Annotated in this window: 12 protein-coding genes; 11 read left to right on the forward strand and 1 reads right to left on the reverse strand. The window is 71.8% G+C overall.

The features are described from left to right. Positions 1-230 precede the first annotated feature (230 nt). On the reverse strand, positions 231-4,010 hold the full coding sequence (locus QP939_RS01960; RefSeq protein WP_434219627.1) for an nSTAND1 domain-containing NTPase: 3,780 nt from the start codon (positions 4,008-4,010) through the stop codon (positions 231-233). 196 nt (positions 4,011-4,206) lie between these two features. Between QP939_RS01960 and QP939_RS01965 the strand changes: the two genes are divergently transcribed. The 11 genes from QP939_RS01965 (at position 4,207) to QP939_RS02015 (ending at position 15,067) form a co-directional block, all read left to right on the forward strand. After that, on the forward strand, positions 4,207-5,181 hold the full coding sequence (locus tag QP939_RS01965) for an LLM class flavin-dependent oxidoreductase (protein WP_285454756.1): 975 nt from the start codon (positions 4,207-4,209) through the stop codon (positions 5,179-5,181). A gap of 422 nt (positions 5,182-5,603) precedes the next feature. Further along, positions 5,604-6,389 carry an MlaE family ABC transporter permease gene (locus QP939_RS01970; RefSeq protein ID WP_285454757.1) on the forward strand — a complete coding sequence of 262 codons (786 nt, stop codon included), beginning with the start codon at positions 5,604-5,606 and terminating at the stop codon, positions 6,387-6,389. A gap of 1 nt (position 6,390) precedes the next feature. Next, the gene (locus QP939_RS01975) at positions 6,391-7,236 is read left to right on the forward strand and encodes an MlaE family ABC transporter permease (protein ID WP_285454758.1); all 846 of its coding nucleotides are present in this window, start codon (positions 6,391-6,393) and stop codon (positions 7,234-7,236) included. Continuing rightward, the gene (locus QP939_RS01980; RefSeq protein ID WP_285454760.1) at positions 7,233-8,507 is read left to right on the forward strand and encodes an MCE family protein; all 1,275 of its coding nucleotides are present in this window, start codon (positions 7,233-7,235) and stop codon (positions 8,505-8,507) included. The genes QP939_RS01975 and QP939_RS01980 overlap by 4 nt, the downstream gene beginning before the upstream one ends. Next, positions 8,504-9,508 (forward strand): MCE family protein, encoded by a 1,005-nt coding sequence (locus QP939_RS01985; protein ID WP_285454762.1) that lies wholly within the window; start codon positions 8,504-8,506, stop codon positions 9,506-9,508. Before QP939_RS01980 ends, QP939_RS01985 begins: the two co-directional genes overlap by 4 nt. Continuing rightward, positions 9,505-10,497, forward strand: coding sequence for an MCE family protein (locus QP939_RS01990; RefSeq protein ID WP_285454763.1), 993 nt, complete (start codon positions 9,505-9,507; stop codon positions 10,495-10,497). Before QP939_RS01985 ends, QP939_RS01990 begins: the two co-directional genes overlap by 4 nt. Then, positions 10,494-11,528 (forward strand): MCE family protein, encoded by a 1,035-nt coding sequence (locus QP939_RS01995; RefSeq protein ID WP_285454764.1) that lies wholly within the window; start codon positions 10,494-10,496, stop codon positions 11,526-11,528. Before QP939_RS01990 ends, QP939_RS01995 begins: the two co-directional genes overlap by 4 nt. Beyond that, entirely contained in the window at positions 11,525-12,586 is a 1,062-nt protein-coding gene (locus QP939_RS02000) for an MCE family protein (RefSeq protein ID WP_285454765.1), read from the forward strand. The genes QP939_RS01995 and QP939_RS02000 overlap by 4 nt, the downstream gene beginning before the upstream one ends. Next, positions 12,586-13,782, forward strand: coding sequence for an MCE family protein (locus tag QP939_RS02005; protein ID WP_285454767.1), 1,197 nt, complete (start codon positions 12,586-12,588; stop codon positions 13,780-13,782). Before QP939_RS02000 ends, QP939_RS02005 begins: the two co-directional genes overlap by 1 nt. Next, on the forward strand, positions 13,770-14,273 hold the full coding sequence (locus QP939_RS02010) for an Rv1363c family protein (RefSeq protein WP_285454769.1): 504 nt from the start codon (positions 13,770-13,772) through the stop codon (positions 14,271-14,273). The genes QP939_RS02005 and QP939_RS02010 overlap by 13 nt, the downstream gene beginning before the upstream one ends. Further along, positions 14,270-15,067: a hypothetical protein gene (locus tag QP939_RS02015; RefSeq protein WP_285454770.1), complete on the forward strand. Its 798-nt coding sequence runs from the start codon at positions 14,270-14,272 to the stop codon at positions 15,065-15,067. The genes QP939_RS02010 and QP939_RS02015 overlap by 4 nt, the downstream gene beginning before the upstream one ends. Positions 15,068-15,138: the final 71 nt, after the last annotated feature.

Below are 15,138 nucleotides of genomic sequence, written 5' to 3' on the forward strand. Positions count from 1 at the left end.
GGCCTTGGTTGCGTCTCACGCACCGAAGGCCACATTGGGGCGCTCGGGACCGGCGGGACGAAACGCTGAAGGGCCCCTTCGAGGGGCGGGAGAGGCGTGTTCCCGTGCCCTTGAAGGAGCCCTTCAGACCCCCGGTGAAATGAACGTCGAGGGCATGTCTAGCCGATTCCGGTTGTTCGGTGTCACGACCGCGGCGCCGAACAACAACACCGAACAACTCCGACGGCTGTTCAGGGGCACGGCGGCGCGTAGTCGAGTCCCGGCAGGCTCGCCGCCCACTCGGCTTCGGTGATGCGGGGCGCCGCGACCGCGCAGATCCGTTCGGCCGCCCGGTCAGGATCGGTTTCGAGCAACCGTACCGTTCCGTCCGCGCCGCCGCCCGCCAGCGTGTGGCCGTCCGGGGCGTACTGGACGGCGTAGACGCGGTCGCGTTCTTCGGGGAAGACCGCGTACGGCGCCGCCGTCGCGACGTCCCACAGCCGGACCGTGCGGTCGTAGCTGCCGGACGCGAGCGTGCGGCCGTCCCCGCTGAAGGCCACCGACAGGACGCTGTCGGTGTGCCCGGCCAGCACCACCGGCGGCGGCACGTGGGCCGGGTCCGTGACGGTCCAGAGCCGCACCGCGCGGTCCGCGCCCGCGGTCGCGACGTGCTTGCCGTCGGGGCTGTAGGCGATCGAGAAGACGGTGTCCGTGTGCCCTTCGAGCTTGGCCAGCGGCCGTGGGGCGCGGGGTGCCGAGACGTCCCACAGGCGCGCGGTGTGGTCCCAGCCCGCGCTGGCCAGCGTCCGGCCGTCCGGGCTGAAGGCCAGCGTGTGGACGTCGTCGTCGTGGCCGTCCAGCCGGGCGATCTCCACCGGCCGGAGGCGGTCGGCGAGGTCCCAGAGCCGGACCGTGTGGCCGTCGCCCGCCGTCGCCAGGATCCGGCCGTCGGGGCTGAACGCGACCGCGTCGACGTCGTCGTGGAGCCGGTTGAACACCACCGGCGGCCCGGGGTGGGCCGGATCGGAGATGTCCCGGACGGTCATCGTGTGGTCCCAGCTGCCGGTGGCCAGCGTGCGCCCGTCCGGGCTGATCGCGACGCCGCAGACCGCGTCGCCGAAGCCGCCGATCGTGGCCAGGCGCCGGGATGCGGCCGGGTCGGTGAGGTCGTGCAGCCGCACCACCTGGTCGTAGCCGCCGGTGGCGAGCACACCGCGGCCGAACGCGACGCGGCACGCCTGCGCCGTGTGCGCCGGAATGGCCGGGCCCGGCAGGTCCCACAGCCGCGCGGTCTGGTCGTCGCTGGCCGTGGCGAGGGTCCGGCCGTCGCGGCTGAACACCGCCGAGACGGCCGCGCCGATGTGCCCGGTCAGGGATGGCAGCTCACGCGGCTGCCGCGGGTCGGCGACGTCCCAAAGCCGGGCTGTGCGGTCGAAACCGGTGGTCGCGAGGGTGCGCCCGTCGGCGGTGAAGGCGACCGACCGCACGATCGCCTTGTGCGCGCCGAGTGCGGACAGCTGCGCCGGGCTCGCCGGGTCGGTGACGTCCCACAGCCGCGCGGTCTGGTCGCCGCTCGCCGTCGCGAGGACGTGCCCGTCGGGGCTGAACGCCACCGAGTGCACGACGTCGGTGTGGCCGCTCGCGACGCCGAGCTGTCGCCGCGACGCGACGTCCCAGATACGCGCGGTCTTGTCGGCGGACGCGGAGGCGAGCAGGCGACCGTCGGCGCTGAAGGCCACGTTGTTGACGTACGACGTGTGCCCGGTCAGCTCCCCCACCGGCCGCGGGCGGGCGGGGTCGGTCGTGTCGTAGAGCCGGAGCGTGCCGGTGACGTCCCCAGTGGCGAGCAGCGGCCCGGCCGGGCTGAACGCGACGGCGTAGGACTTGCCCGGGTGCCGCTCGAGGACAACCCCGGGCCCCGGGCGGGCCGGGTTGGTGACGTCCCAAAGGCGGACGGTGCCGTCGAAGCCCGCGGTCGCGACGCTCCGGCCGTCGGCGCTGAAGGCGACGTTGTTGACGTTGCCCGTGTGCCCGGCGAGGGGCCCCAGCGGCACGGGGTGGTGCGGGTCGTGGACGTCCCAGAGGCGCGCGGTGCCGTCCCAGCTGGCGGTGGCGAGGACGCGGCCGTCCGGACGGAGGGCGACGGTGTTGACACGGCCGGTGTGCCCGGTGAGCCGGGTCGAATACGGCGTCGTGAACATGCCGAGCACGCTGCTGCGCGCGTCGGCGCCCGGGTCGAGGCGGTACGCGGCGAGCGCGAGCTGCGCGGCCAGCGCGGGGTTGGTCGCGCGCATGGCCAGCGCCTGACCCGCGACCTTCTGGGCGAGCGCGCTGTTGCGCTGGTCGGTGGCGGTGGTTTCGGCGCGCACGGCGTAGGCGGTGGCCGCCACGGCGACCACCAGCAGCACGGCGAGCAGCGCGACGAGCTGCCGCAGCCGCCGCGTGCGACGCCGGTCGCGTTCCTGTTCGGCGTGCTCGACGGCGAGGCTCGCGTCGAGGAAGCGCCGTTCCCGGTGCGACAGCGCGGTGTCCTGGCGCGCGGCCCACTCGCGCGCGATGGCCAGCCGGGTGCCGCGGTAGAGCCAGCCGGGGTCCTCGTCGACGGACTCCCACGCGTCGGTCGCCTCGGTGAGCTGCCGGTGCACGCGCAGGCCCTCGCGGTCCTGGGTGAGCCATTCGCGCAGCCGCGGCCACCCGCGGATGAGGGCCTCGTGCGCGATCTCGATGCCGGTGTCGTCGAGGGTGAGCAGCCGCGCGGCGGCCAGCTTGTCGAGCACGACGGCGGTGTCCTCGTCATCGGTGTCGAGCTCGGCGCGGCTGATGCGGCGCTTGGTGTCTTCGGTGCCTTCGCCGAGGGCGGTCATGCGGAGGAAGATCTGCCGCGCCAGCCGCTGCTGACGGGCGGAAAGCGTCGCGAAGGTGCCTTCGGACGTCTGCGCGACGGCGCGTTCGATGCCGCCGGTGGACTCGTAGCCGGCGAGGGTGAGCGTGGTGCCGCGACGGCGTCGCCAGGTTTCCAAGAGTGCGTGCGAGAGCAGCGGGAGCACGCCGGGCTGGCCGGTGGCGTCCGCGACGAGCCGGGAGACGAGCGCGGTTTCGACGCGGTACCCGGCGTCGACGGCGGGCCGCGTGATCGCCTGGCGGAGCTCCTCGGTGGTCATCGGGCCGACCAGAACCTGGGCGTCCTGCATGGCCTCGGCGAGGTCGGCGTGGCGCGCGCAGTGGGTGTAGAAGTCGGTGCGGATGCCGAGCACGACGCGGGTCCGGCTGCCGGGCTCGGTGGTCGCGGTGACGAGCGCGGCCAGGAACCGCGCGCGCTCCTGCTCGTCCTGGCAGAGGGTGAAGACCTCTTCGAACTGGTCGACGACCAGGACGACGTCTTCTTCGCCGTCTTCGGTCAGCTGGCGGGCGGCGAGCCCGAGGTTGCGGGGGTGCGCGGCGAAGTCGTCGAGCAGGGCACCGGGCGCGACGCCGAGCGCGGCGGCGAACTTGACGGCGCACCCCTGCAGCGGCCGCGCGCCCGGGGTGAGCAGCACGACCGGGCCCTTCACGGCGGGCAGCAGCCCGGCCCGCAGCAGCGACGACTTCCCGGAGCCGGAGGCGCCGAGCACGGCGAGAAAACGGTGTCTCGCCAGCCGCGCGACGAGCATTTCGACGAGCCGTTCCCGGCCGAAGAATCGCCCGGAGTCGGCGGCGGTGAATGCGGCCAGGCCGACATACGGCGGAATTTCCCCGGGTTCGGGGTCCTGGGGCGCGTCGTCCCGCCGCGACTCGTCGGCGACGGCGTGCCAGCGTTCCTCCCATTCACCGGGAACCCCGCCGCAGGCCCGGACGTAGGCCAAAGTGACGGCCAGACTGGGGAGTTTCCGCCCTCCGGCGGCTTCGGAAAGGGTCCCGGCCGAGTAGTGCGCGCGGCGGCCCAGCTCGCGGTAGGTCGGATTCCCGGCCCGCTCCCGCAACCGCCGGAGATCGGCGGCGAATTCGAGCAGCAGATCGTCCCCGGGATCCAAAGGTCGCTCCGGCCGCGGCACCCGTCCTCCTTTTTCCGTTCGCCCACCGTATCGGCTCGGAGGCCCCGCGGCGCCCGGATCGGCAGGAGACCCGACAGCGTGCCCCGCGGGGCCGGGACCGTGAAGATCGTCACATCCGCCCTCCTCGGTTCCCTCTCCGCGGGAAGCAATGGCGGCACCGGGGCGTTGACCCCGGTTGTGCAGCTCACTGCCTGACGTGCCGCTGTCCGTGCTCGACCTGTCCCCCGTCTCGGAGGGGAACACCGTCGGCGAGACGCTGCGCAACACCCTGGACCTCGCCCGCGCCGCGGAACGGCTGGGCTACCACCGCTACTGGCTGGCCGAGCACCACAACATGCCCGGCATCGCCAGCTCCGCCACCGTCGTCCTGATCGGGCACGTCGCCGACGCCACCGAACGGATCCGCGTCGGCTCGGGCGGGATCATGCTGCCCAACCACGCTCCGCTCGTGGTCGCCGAGCAGTTCGGGACCCTCGAAGCCTTCCACCCCGGGCGGATCGACCTCGGCATCGGCCGTGCTCCCGGGACCGACCAGCGGACCGCGCTCGCCCTGCGCGGGCCCGGTGGCCTCTCGGCCGAGAACTTCCCCGAGCACCTGCAGGAGCTGATCGGCTACTTCACCCATTCGGAGGCCCGCGGGGTCAACGCCGTCGTCGCCGAAGGGAACCAGCCGCCCGTGTGGCTGCTCGGCTCCAGCGGCTTCAGCGCCCAGCTCGCCGGCCGCCTCGGGCTGCCCTTCTCCTTCGCCCACCACTTCGCGGCCGAGAACACCCTCCCTGCCGTGCAGCTCTACCGGGAGAACTTCCGGCCGGGCGTGCTCGACGAGCCCTACGTGATGCTCGGCGTCTCCGTCGTCGCCGCCGAGACCGACGAACGCGCCCAGTTCCTGGCCGGGCCGTCCGGGCTCACCTTCCTCAGCCTGCGCCGCGGCCGCCCGATCGCGCTGCCGACGCCCGAGGAGGCCGCGGAGTACCCCTACACCGAGATGGACCGCGCCTTCCTCGCCGACCGCTTCGGGTCCAGCATCATCGGCTCGCCCGAGACCGTCCACAAGGGACTCGAGCAGCTGCTGGCCGACACCGGGGCCGACGAGCTGATGATCACCACCATGGTCCACGGCCACGCCGACCGCGTCCGCTCCTACGAGCTCCTCGCCGGCCTCAAGTCCTGACCCCGGCGCGCCCGCGAATTCGCGACCCGGGCGGGCTGAAGGGGACCTTCATCTCATCTGGCGCACTGAAGGGTCCTTTCCTCGCATCACATGCGAGGAAAGGACCCTTCAGCCCACCTTGGCCGAGCGGGCCGGCCTGACCCGCGCGCGGGACGGGATTTCTTTTCCTTCTTTGACAACAAGATCCGGTGCGTTTGTCAGCGCCGGACAAGAAATGCGCGGTTACCAGCCCGTGACCGCGTGATCCCGGGCAAGTTCTTGTCTCCCAGCAACGCCGTCGTTAGCGTACCGACCAGTAGGAAACGACACGGCGACCCCCGAGACCGTGCACTGGCCGACAATTGTTACGCCGTTCGGACCATTTCCCCTTGCTCATCTCGGGTGTATTCGCCGTGTCGGCGAAACCGCTGGGAAGGAACCGCATGGCGACGTCGGCGTCGTTCCCCGGTGCCGCCGCGCTGCGGCAGACCGGACGGCTCTACGGGCTCGGCCTCGACGTCGTCCGGCTGACGTTCCGCCGCCCGTTCCAGCTGCGTGAGCTGATCCAGCAGTTCTGGTTCATCGCGAGCGTCTCGATCCTGCCGACGGCGCTGGTCTCGATCCCGTTCGGCGCGGTGATCGCGCTGCACATCGGCTCGCTGACCACGCAGATCGGCGCGCAGTCGTTCACCGGCGCCGCCAGCGTCCTGGCCATCATCCAGCAGGCCAGCCCGATCGTCACCGCGCTGCTCATCGCCGGCGCGGGCGGCAGCGCGATGTGCGCGGACCTCGGGTCGCGCACCATCCGCGAAGAGATCGACGCCATGGAGGTGCTCGGCGTCTCGCCGGTCCAGCGGCTGATCGTGCCGCGGGTGCTCGCCGCGATGGGCGTCGCCGTGTTCCTCAACGGCATGGTCAGCGTCGTCGGCGTGCTCGGCGGCTACTTCTTCAACGTGATCATGCAGCACGGGACGCCGGGCGCGTACCTGGCGAGCTTCTCCGCGCTGGCGCAGCTGCCCGACCTGTGGATCAGCGAGATCAAGGCCGTCCTCTTCGGCTTCGTCGCCGGGGTCGTGGCCGCCTACCGCGGCCTCAACCCCAAGGGCGGCCCGAAGGGCGTCGGCGACGCGGTGAACCAGTCCGTGGTCATCACGTTCCTCCTGCTGTTCGTGCTGAACCTGGTGCTCACCACCGTCTACCTGCAGCTCGTGCCGCCGAAGGGGAGCTGACATGGTGACGACCACCCCGGCCGCGAGAGTCCGCGAGGCCGTCGACCGCCGGTTCGGCTTCCTCGACACCCTCGGCGACCAGATCCTCTTCTTCCTCCGCGCGATCGCCTGGATCCCGCGCGCGCTCCACCGCTACCTGCGGGAAATCGTGCGCCTGCTGGCCGAAGTCAGCTTCGGCAGCGGCGCGCTCGCCGTCATCGGCGGCACGATCGGCGTGATGATCGGGATGACCGTCGCCACCGGCACGGTCGTCGGCCTGCAGGGCTACTCCGCGCTCAACCAGGTCGGGACGTCGGCGTTCGCCGGGTTCGTCTCCGCCTACTTCAACACCCGCGAGATCGCGCCGCTGGTGAGCGGCCTCGCCCTGAGCGCCACCGTCGGCTGCGGCTTCACCGCGCAGCTCGGCGCGATGCGGATCTCCGAGGAGATCGACGCCCTGGAGGTCATGGGCATCCCGAGCGTCCCGTACCTGGTGACGACGCGGGTGATCGCCGGGTTCCTCGCCGTCATCCCGCTCTACGCGATCGGGCTCCTGTCGAGCTACCTCGCCTCGCGGCAGATCACCGTCTGGTTCTTCGGCCAGTCCGCGGGCACCTACGACCACTACTTCCTGCTCTTCCTGCCGCCCGGCGACGTGCTGTGGTCGTTCGGGAAGGTCCTCGTGTTCAGCGTCGTCGTGGTGCTGGCCCACTGCTACTACGGCTTCCGTGCGAGTGGCGGCCCGGCCGGGGTCGGCGTCGCGGTCGGCCGCGCGGTGCGCACCGCGATCGTCGCGATCAGCGTGCTCGACTTCTTCCTGTCCCTGGCCATCTGGGGCGCGACGACGACCGTGCAGGTGGCCGGATGAGACGCGAAACCCGCCGCAAGGCCGGGATCCGCACCGCGGGCGTGCTGTTCCTGGTGGTGATGGGCGTGCTCGTGACACTCTCGATCAAGGTGTACGACAAGGACTTCGTCAGCACGGTCCCGGTGACGCTCGAGGCGAGCCGCATCGGCAACCAGCTGCAGGCGGGCGGCCAGGTCAAGGCCCGCGGCGTGCTCGTCGGCGAGGTCCGCGAGGTCCGGGCGACGCCGCGCGGTGCCGAGATAGCGCTTGCTCTCGACCCGGCCAAGGTGGACATGCTGCCGCGCGACGTTTCGGCGTTGCTGGTCCCGAAGACGCTCTTCGGCGAGCGGTACGTGCAACTGTCCATTCCGGACGGTGCGCGTGCGCCGCACCTGCGCGCGGGCGACGTCATCCAGCAGGACCGGTCGGCGAACGCGATCGAGCTGGAACGGGTCTTCGACAACCTGCTGCCGGTCCTGCAAGCCGTGCAGCCGCAGAAGCTCGCGACGACGCTGACCGCGGTGTCGACGGCGCTGGAGGGCCGCGGCGAACAGCTCGGGCGGACGCTGTCCACCGCCGCGTCCTACCTCAAGGAGTTCAATCCGAACCTGCCGCAGCTCACCGAGGACATCCGCGACCTCGCCACCGTCTCGAACCTCTACGGCGACATCGCGCCCGACCTCCTCGACGCGCTCACCGACTCCGCCGTCACGCTGAACACCGTCAAGGAGAAGCAGGCCGACCTCGCCGGGGTCTACCAGCAGGTGACGTCGTCGTCCCAGGAGGTCACGACCTTCCTGGCGAACAACCGCGACACCCTCATCTCCCTGGCCGCCGACAGCCGCGCGCCGCTGGAGGTCGCCGCCAAGTACTCCCCCAGCTTCGCCTGCACCCTCGCCTCGCTCAACGCACTGAGGGGATCGATGGACAAGGTGCTCGGCGCGGGCACGGGCGAGCCGGGCCTGCACGCCGACGTCGCCGTCACCGCCGACAGCGGCAAGTACCTGCCCGGCCGGGACGACCCGCGCTTCACCGGCGGCGGCGAGCCGCGGTGCTACCCCTCCGGCGTCGCCCCGACGACCGGCACCGCCGCCGCGGCACCCGGCAGCACCGGGCACCCGCTGCTGACCGGCGGGCAGGGCGACCTCGGCGTCGCCAACTCCCCGCAGGAGCAGCAGCTGCTGGCCACGCTCGTGGCGCCGTCGATCGGCGTGCCGACCGCCGACGTCCCGGCGTGGAGCAGCGTGCTCGTCGGGCCGCTCTACCGCGGCACGGAGGTGAAGCTCAAGTGAGGAACGTCGCCGCCCCGCTGATCAAGAGCCTGATCTTCATCGCCGTCACCGCCCTCGCGACGACGCTGCTGGCGGTGTCCATCACGAACACCGGCGTCGGCGCCACCGAGCGCTACACCGCGAAGTTCCTCGACGCCACCTCGCTCAACGTCGGCGACGACGTCCGCATCTCCGGCGTCCGCGTCGGCCAGGTCGAGTCCCTGGACATCAGCGACCACAACCGGGCGCTCGTCGGCTTCTCCCTCGACCAGGGGCGGCGGCTGCCCGCCGACGTCAAGGCCGTCATCAAGTACCGCAACATGGTCGGCCAGCGCTACGTCGCGCTCGAACGCGGCAGCACCGGCACCCGGGAGCAGCTGCCGGAAGGCGGCGAGATCCCCCTGGAGCGAACCACACCCGCACTCGACCTCACCGATCTCTTCAACGGCTTCAAGCCGCTGTTCCAGGCGCTCTCGCCGAACGACGTCAACGAGCTGTCCGGCGAGATCGTCCAGGTGCTGCAGGGCGAAGGCGGCACCGTCGAGAGCCTGCTCGCCCACACCGGCTCGCTGACCACCACCCTCGCCGGGCGGGACAAGGTGATCGGCGAGGTCATCGGCAACCTCAACTCGGTGCTGAAGACGGTCAACGGCAAGGGCGACGCGCTGGCGAACCTCGTCTCCACGCTGCGGCAGCTGGTGTCCGGGCTGGCCGGTGACCGCGCCGCGATCGGCGACGCCATCAGCGGGATCGGTGCCCTCACGCAGTCCACCGCCGGGCTGTTCGAGCAGGCCCGGCCGCCGCTCAAGGAGAGCATCGCCGGGTTGAAGGGTCTCGCGGGCGGCCTGGTGCAGAACCAGTCCGATGTGGACAGTTTCCTGACCAACCTGCCGGTGAAGTTCACCGAAATCGGCCGGGTCGCCTCCTACGGGACGTGGATGAACTTCTTCCTCTGCCGCGCCACGCTCGAAACCACGCCCCCGCGCGGTGTGTACGTCCCGACGCCGAGGTGCGAGTCGTGAAGTCCTTCAAGGAGCGCAACCCGATCGTCCTCGGCGCGATCGGCAGCGTCGCGCTGGCCGCGCTGCTGACCGTCACCTTCAACTACGACAACCTGCCGATCGTCGGCGGCGGCACCACCTACGAAGCCGAGTTCTCCGAGGCCGCCGGCCTGCAGCCCGACGACGAGGTCCGGATCGCGGGCATCAAGGTCGGCGAGGTCCGCGACGTCGCCCTCGCCGACGACCACGTGCTCGTCACCTTCCGGGTCAAGAACGCCTGGGTCGGCGACCGCACGTCCGCCGAGATCAAGATCAAGACGTTGCTGGGCCGCAAGTTCCTCGCGCTGAACCCGACCGGCGACGGCGTCCAGGACCCGGACCGGCCGATCCCGCGCACCCGGACCGTCACGCCCTACGACGTCACCGACGCCTTCAACGGACTGGCCGACACCGTCGGCGCGATCGACACCAAGCAGCTCGCGGACAGCTTCACCACGCTGTCGGACACCTTCCGCAACTCCCCCGAGCACGTCCGCAGCGCGCTCGACGGCCTGTCCCAGCTGTCGAAGACGGTGTCCAGCCGCGACAGCCAGATCGCCGAACTCCTGGCCAACGCGCGGAAGCTGACCACGACGCTGGCGAACTCGAACGACGACTTCGAACAGCTCATCGACGACGGGAACCTCCTGCTCACCGAACTGAACCGGCGCCGCGACGCCATCCACGACCTGCTCACCGGCTCGGCGCGGCTGGCCGAGCAGCTCAGCGGGCTCGTGAAGGACAACAACGACCAGCTCAAACCCGCGCTGCAGGCGCTGAACCAGGTGACCGACCTGCTCAAGCGGCAGAACGACAACCTGACCAAGGGCCTGCGGCTGGCCGGGCCGTACTTCCGCGTCGTCACCAACACGACCGGCAACGGCCGCTGGATCGACGCCTACCTCTGCGGGCTCCTGCCGGAGAACCACGATCCGTGCACCGTGCCGAAGAACCCGGGAGGGACGAAGTGAGCGCGCTGACCACGACCCGCGCCGGTGTCCTGACGAGCCGGTTCGTCGCCGCCGCGATCCTGCTCGCCCTCGTCGTCACCGCGGCCCTGTGGTGGGTGTTCTCGGGCACCGGACAGCACCGCGTCACGGCGTACTTCACCCGCGCGGTCGGCGTCTACGCCGGGTCCGACGTCCGCGTCCTCGGCGTCCGGATCGGCCAGGTCGACGCGGTCACCCCGCGCGGCGAGCAGGTGCAGGTCGACATGACGATCGACGGCTCGGTCGGCATCGCCGAGGACACCACGGTGCTGGTGATCGCGCCCAGCGTCGTCGCCGACCGGTACGTCCAGTTCGCCAAGCCCGCCCGCGGCGGGCCGCGGCTGCCCGACGGCGCGTCGATCCCCGTGCGGCGCACCGCGACCCCGGTCGAACTCGACCAGCTCTACGCGAGCCTCGACACGCTGTCGAAGGCCCTCGGCCCGGACGGCGCCAACTCCCAGGGCGCTTTGTCGGACCTGCTCAAGACCGGGGCGCGGAACCTGCAGGGCAACGGCCGCGCCTTCAACGACAGCGTCCGCAACTTCGCCCAGCTGGCGCGCACGCTGGCCGGGAACTCGAGCGACCTGTTCGGCACCGTCGACGAGCTGCAGCAGTTCACGACCATGCTGGCCACCAACGACCAGCAGGTCGGCGACGTCAACCAGCAGCTCTCGCAGATCTCGAGCACCCTGGCCGCCAACAGCGGCGAACTGGCGAAGGCCCTGGAAGGCCTCGGCCGGGCGCTCGCCGACGTCCAGGCGTTCATCCGCGACAACCGGAGCGCGCTCAAGGCCAATGTGGACAACCTGGTGACGACCACCCGGACGCTCGTCGAGCAGCGCGCGGCGCTCGCGGGCACGCTCGACGCCGCCCCGCTGGCGGTGCAGAACGTGCTCAACGCGGTCGACCCGGACACCGGACGGCTGCTCGGCCGCGGCAACCTCGACTACTACCTCACGCCACTGCCGCTGCCGGTGACCGGCGACGTCTACACCACCGGGGGTGGGCGGTGAAACGGGTCCTCGCCACCGCGGCCGTCGGCTGCCTCCTGCTCGCGGGCTGCTCCTCGGGCGAGTTCAAGGGCGTCTACGACCTGCCGCTGCCCGGCGGCGCCGACGTCGGCGACCACCCGTACTCGGTGACCGTGCAGTTCACCGACGTCCTCGACCTCGTGCCGCAGGCCGCGGTGAAGGTCGGCGACGTCCCGGTCGGGCGGGTGCGCGAGATCCGGCTCGGCGGCGACGGCTGGACGGCCGAAACGGTGCTGGAGGTCAACGGCGACGTCGTCCTGCCGTCGAACGCGATCGCGCGGCTGCGCCAGTCCAGCCTGCTCGGCGAGAAGTTCGTCGAGCTGGCCCCGCCGGACGGCGCGGCGCCCACCGCCGGGACCGCGCGGCTGGCGGACGGCGCCACGATCACCGTGGACCGCACCAACCGCAACCCCGAGTTCGAAGAGATCTTCGGCGCGCTTTCGCTGCTGCTCAACGGCGGCGGGATCGGGCAGCTGCAGACGATCAACCGCGAGCTGTCGAAGGTGATGGACGGCAACGAGGAGCAGATCCGCTCGTTCCTGTCCGGAGTGGACACCCTGATGACCGACCTGGACGCGCACCGCTCGGACATCACCGAAGCCCTCGACGGCCTCAACCGGCTCTCGGCGACGTTGGCGAACCGCCACGAGCAGGTCTCCGGCGCCTTGACCGACCTGACGCCGGGGTTGCGGGCGCTCACCGACCAGCGCACCCAGCTCGTCTCGATGCTGCAGGCGCTCGACCGGCTTTCGACCGTGGCCACCGACGTCGTCGACCGCAGCCGCGACGACCTGGTCGCGGACCTGCGCGCGCTGGCGCCGATCCTGGGGCAGCTGGCCGCGGCCGGGGAGGACCTGCCGCAGTCGCTGCAGATGCTGCCGACGTTCCCCTTCCCGGACTCGGTGCTCCCCGCGGTGAAGGGCGACTACATCAACGCCTACGCGTCGATGATCCCGGCGCCCGGCGTGCCGCTGCCCAAGCCCGGTGAGGGCGTGCCGCCGGGTCTGCCGCCGCTCCCGATCCCGTCGGGAGGCCGATGATGCTGACGCGCAGGGTGCGGGTCCAAGTGGTGTTGTTCGTCGTCATCGCGCTGGCCACGACGGCGTTCGTCGGCGCGAACTACGCCGGGCTCGGGCGGCTGTTCGGCTCCGGCGCCTACACGGTCAAGCTGGAGCTGGCCGAAGGCGGCGGCCTGTTCGCAGGCGGCGAGGTGACCTACCGCGGCGTCGCCGTCGGACGGGTCGGGGAGCTGCGGCTCACCGTCACCGGCACCGAAGCCGACCTGCTGATCGACGACGACGCCCCGCCCATCCCGGCGGACTCCCGCGCGGTGGTGGCGAACCGCTCGGCGGTCGGCGAGCAGTACGTCGACCTGCAGCCGCGCACGGCGGGCGGCCCGTTCCTGACCGGCGGCTCGGTGATCCAGCGCGAGTCGACGACGTTGCCGCTGCCGGTGAACAGCCTGCTGACGGACCTGGACTCGTTCACGGCGTCGGTGCCGACGCAGGACCTGCGCACGGTGGTCGACGAGCTGGACGACGCCCTGCGCGGCGCGGGCCCGGACCTGCAGACGCTGCTGGACTCGGCGACGGAGTTCACCCAGCAGGCGAACGCGCACCTGCCGCAGACGGCGAAGCTGATCGGCGACGGCGCGACGGTGCTGCGCACGCAGGTCGACTCGTCGGCGGAGTGGCGTTCGTTCAGCGGCAACGCCCGGGTGTTCGCCCAGCAGCTGGCGAAGTCGGACGGCGACCTGCGGCGCCTGATCGCGGCCGCGCCCCCGGCGGCGACGGAGCTTTCTGCGCTGCTGAAGGAGAACGACCCTGGCCTGCCGATCGTGCTGGCCAACTTGCTGACGACGGCGCGGGTGTTCGGCACCCGGACGGCGGCGGAGGAGACGTTGCTGGCCGAGGTGCCGCGCGCGGTGGCGGCGGTCGGGTCGGCGGTCGACGACCAGCGCCACGAGCTGCGGATGGGCCTGGTGCTGAACTTCGACAACCCACCGCCGTGCCTGCAGGGCTATGAGGGGACGGCGCACCGCCCGAGCACGGACCTCTCGCCGTTGCCGCTGAACACGGGTGCGGCGTGCACGCTGCCGTACGGCGACGAGAGTTCGGTGCGCGGGGTCCAGAACGCCCCGCACCCGCCGGTCCCGGACGCGGTGCCGGTGGGCCCGCTGGAGATCGGCACGCAGGCGACGTCGACGAGCCTCGAGGAGATGCTGTGGCTGCGCTGAAGTACGGAGCGGCGGGAGCGTGCGTGGCGGCGGCGGTGTTCGCGGGCTGGTCAGGCTGGTCCTGGTACGCGGCGGCGCACGAGCCGGCGGTGACGTACGGAGCGGCGCGCGACGAGGCGCTGGCGAGCGGCCGGACGCTGGTGGCGGAGCTGAACAGCCTGGACTACCACGACGTCAACGGCGGTCTGGCGCGGTGGATGGCGGCGTCGACGGGGCCGCTGCACGACCAGCTGGCCCGGACCGACGCGCAGACGAAGCAGGCGTTGGCGGCGAACGCGACGGTGTCGACGGGGCGGGTTTTGGACGCGGCGCTGAGTGAGCTGGACGAGCACGCCGGGACGGCGAAGATGCTGGCCTCGGTGGAGATCACGATGGCGAAGGATGGGGCGGCTCCGGCGGTGAAGCGGAACCGCTTCGCGGCGGCGCTGAGCCGGACGCCCGAGGGGTGGAAGCTGAGCGCGCTCGACCAGCTGGCGGTGGGGAGTCGATGAGCAGCAGAACCGAATTAGCGGGAGGCTCGGCCGAGGTCGAGCCCGACTCCGCCGAAGCCACCCCCGGCCGCGCGGCCGACGAGGGCGGTTCGGCCGCGGCCGCCACCGCCGGAAGCCAGCCCGCCGAGCCGAGCGACCCGGCCGCCCGCGCCCAGACCTCCGCCGCAGCCGCCGGAAGCGAAGCCGCAGCCGAGCCCGAATCCCCGGCGGCCGAAGCCGAACCGGTGGCCGAGCCCGACCCCGCAGCCGCCGAGGCCGAGCCCGCCCCCTCCCCCGCCAAACCCCGCCCAGCCTGGCGCCGCCTCCCCACCCTCCTCCTGGCCGCGGCCATCCTCCTGACCGGCGCGGGCACCTGGTTCACCCTCGAAGCCCGCGCCACCGCCGCCAACCCGGCCGCCGCGAACCTGGCCCTCACCGATGTCGGGGCCACCGCGGATGTCACCTCCGCCGTCACCCTCGCGATCAACCGCGTCTTCTCCTATTCCTACGACCGCACCGACGTCACCGAAAAGGCGGCCGCCGCCGTCCTGCGGGGCTCGGCGAAAGATTCCTACGACAAGCTCTTCGCGCAAGTCCGGCAGAAGGCGCCCGCACAGAAACTCGTCCTCACTTCGCGCGTTTCGGCGATCGCCGTGCAGGAACTCGCCGGTGACCACGCGCGGTTACTCGTCTTTCTCGATCAATCAGCCGTCCGGGCCGACAACAATGCGACCGACAGCGCCGCCGCGCAGCTTTCCGTGACCGCGGAACGCACCGGCGGCACCTGGTTCATCACGGCTCTCGAACCGCGCTGAACCGACGCCCGAATCAGCGAGAACCGTTCCGGGAACACCCGGGAACGGACGGGAAACGCAAAGGGAGAACA

Source organism: Amycolatopsis nalaikhensis, from assembly GCF_030264295.1.
In the GTDB taxonomy this organism is placed as follows: Bacteria; Actinomycetota; Actinomycetes; order Mycobacteriales; family Pseudonocardiaceae; genus Amycolatopsis; species Amycolatopsis nalaikhensis.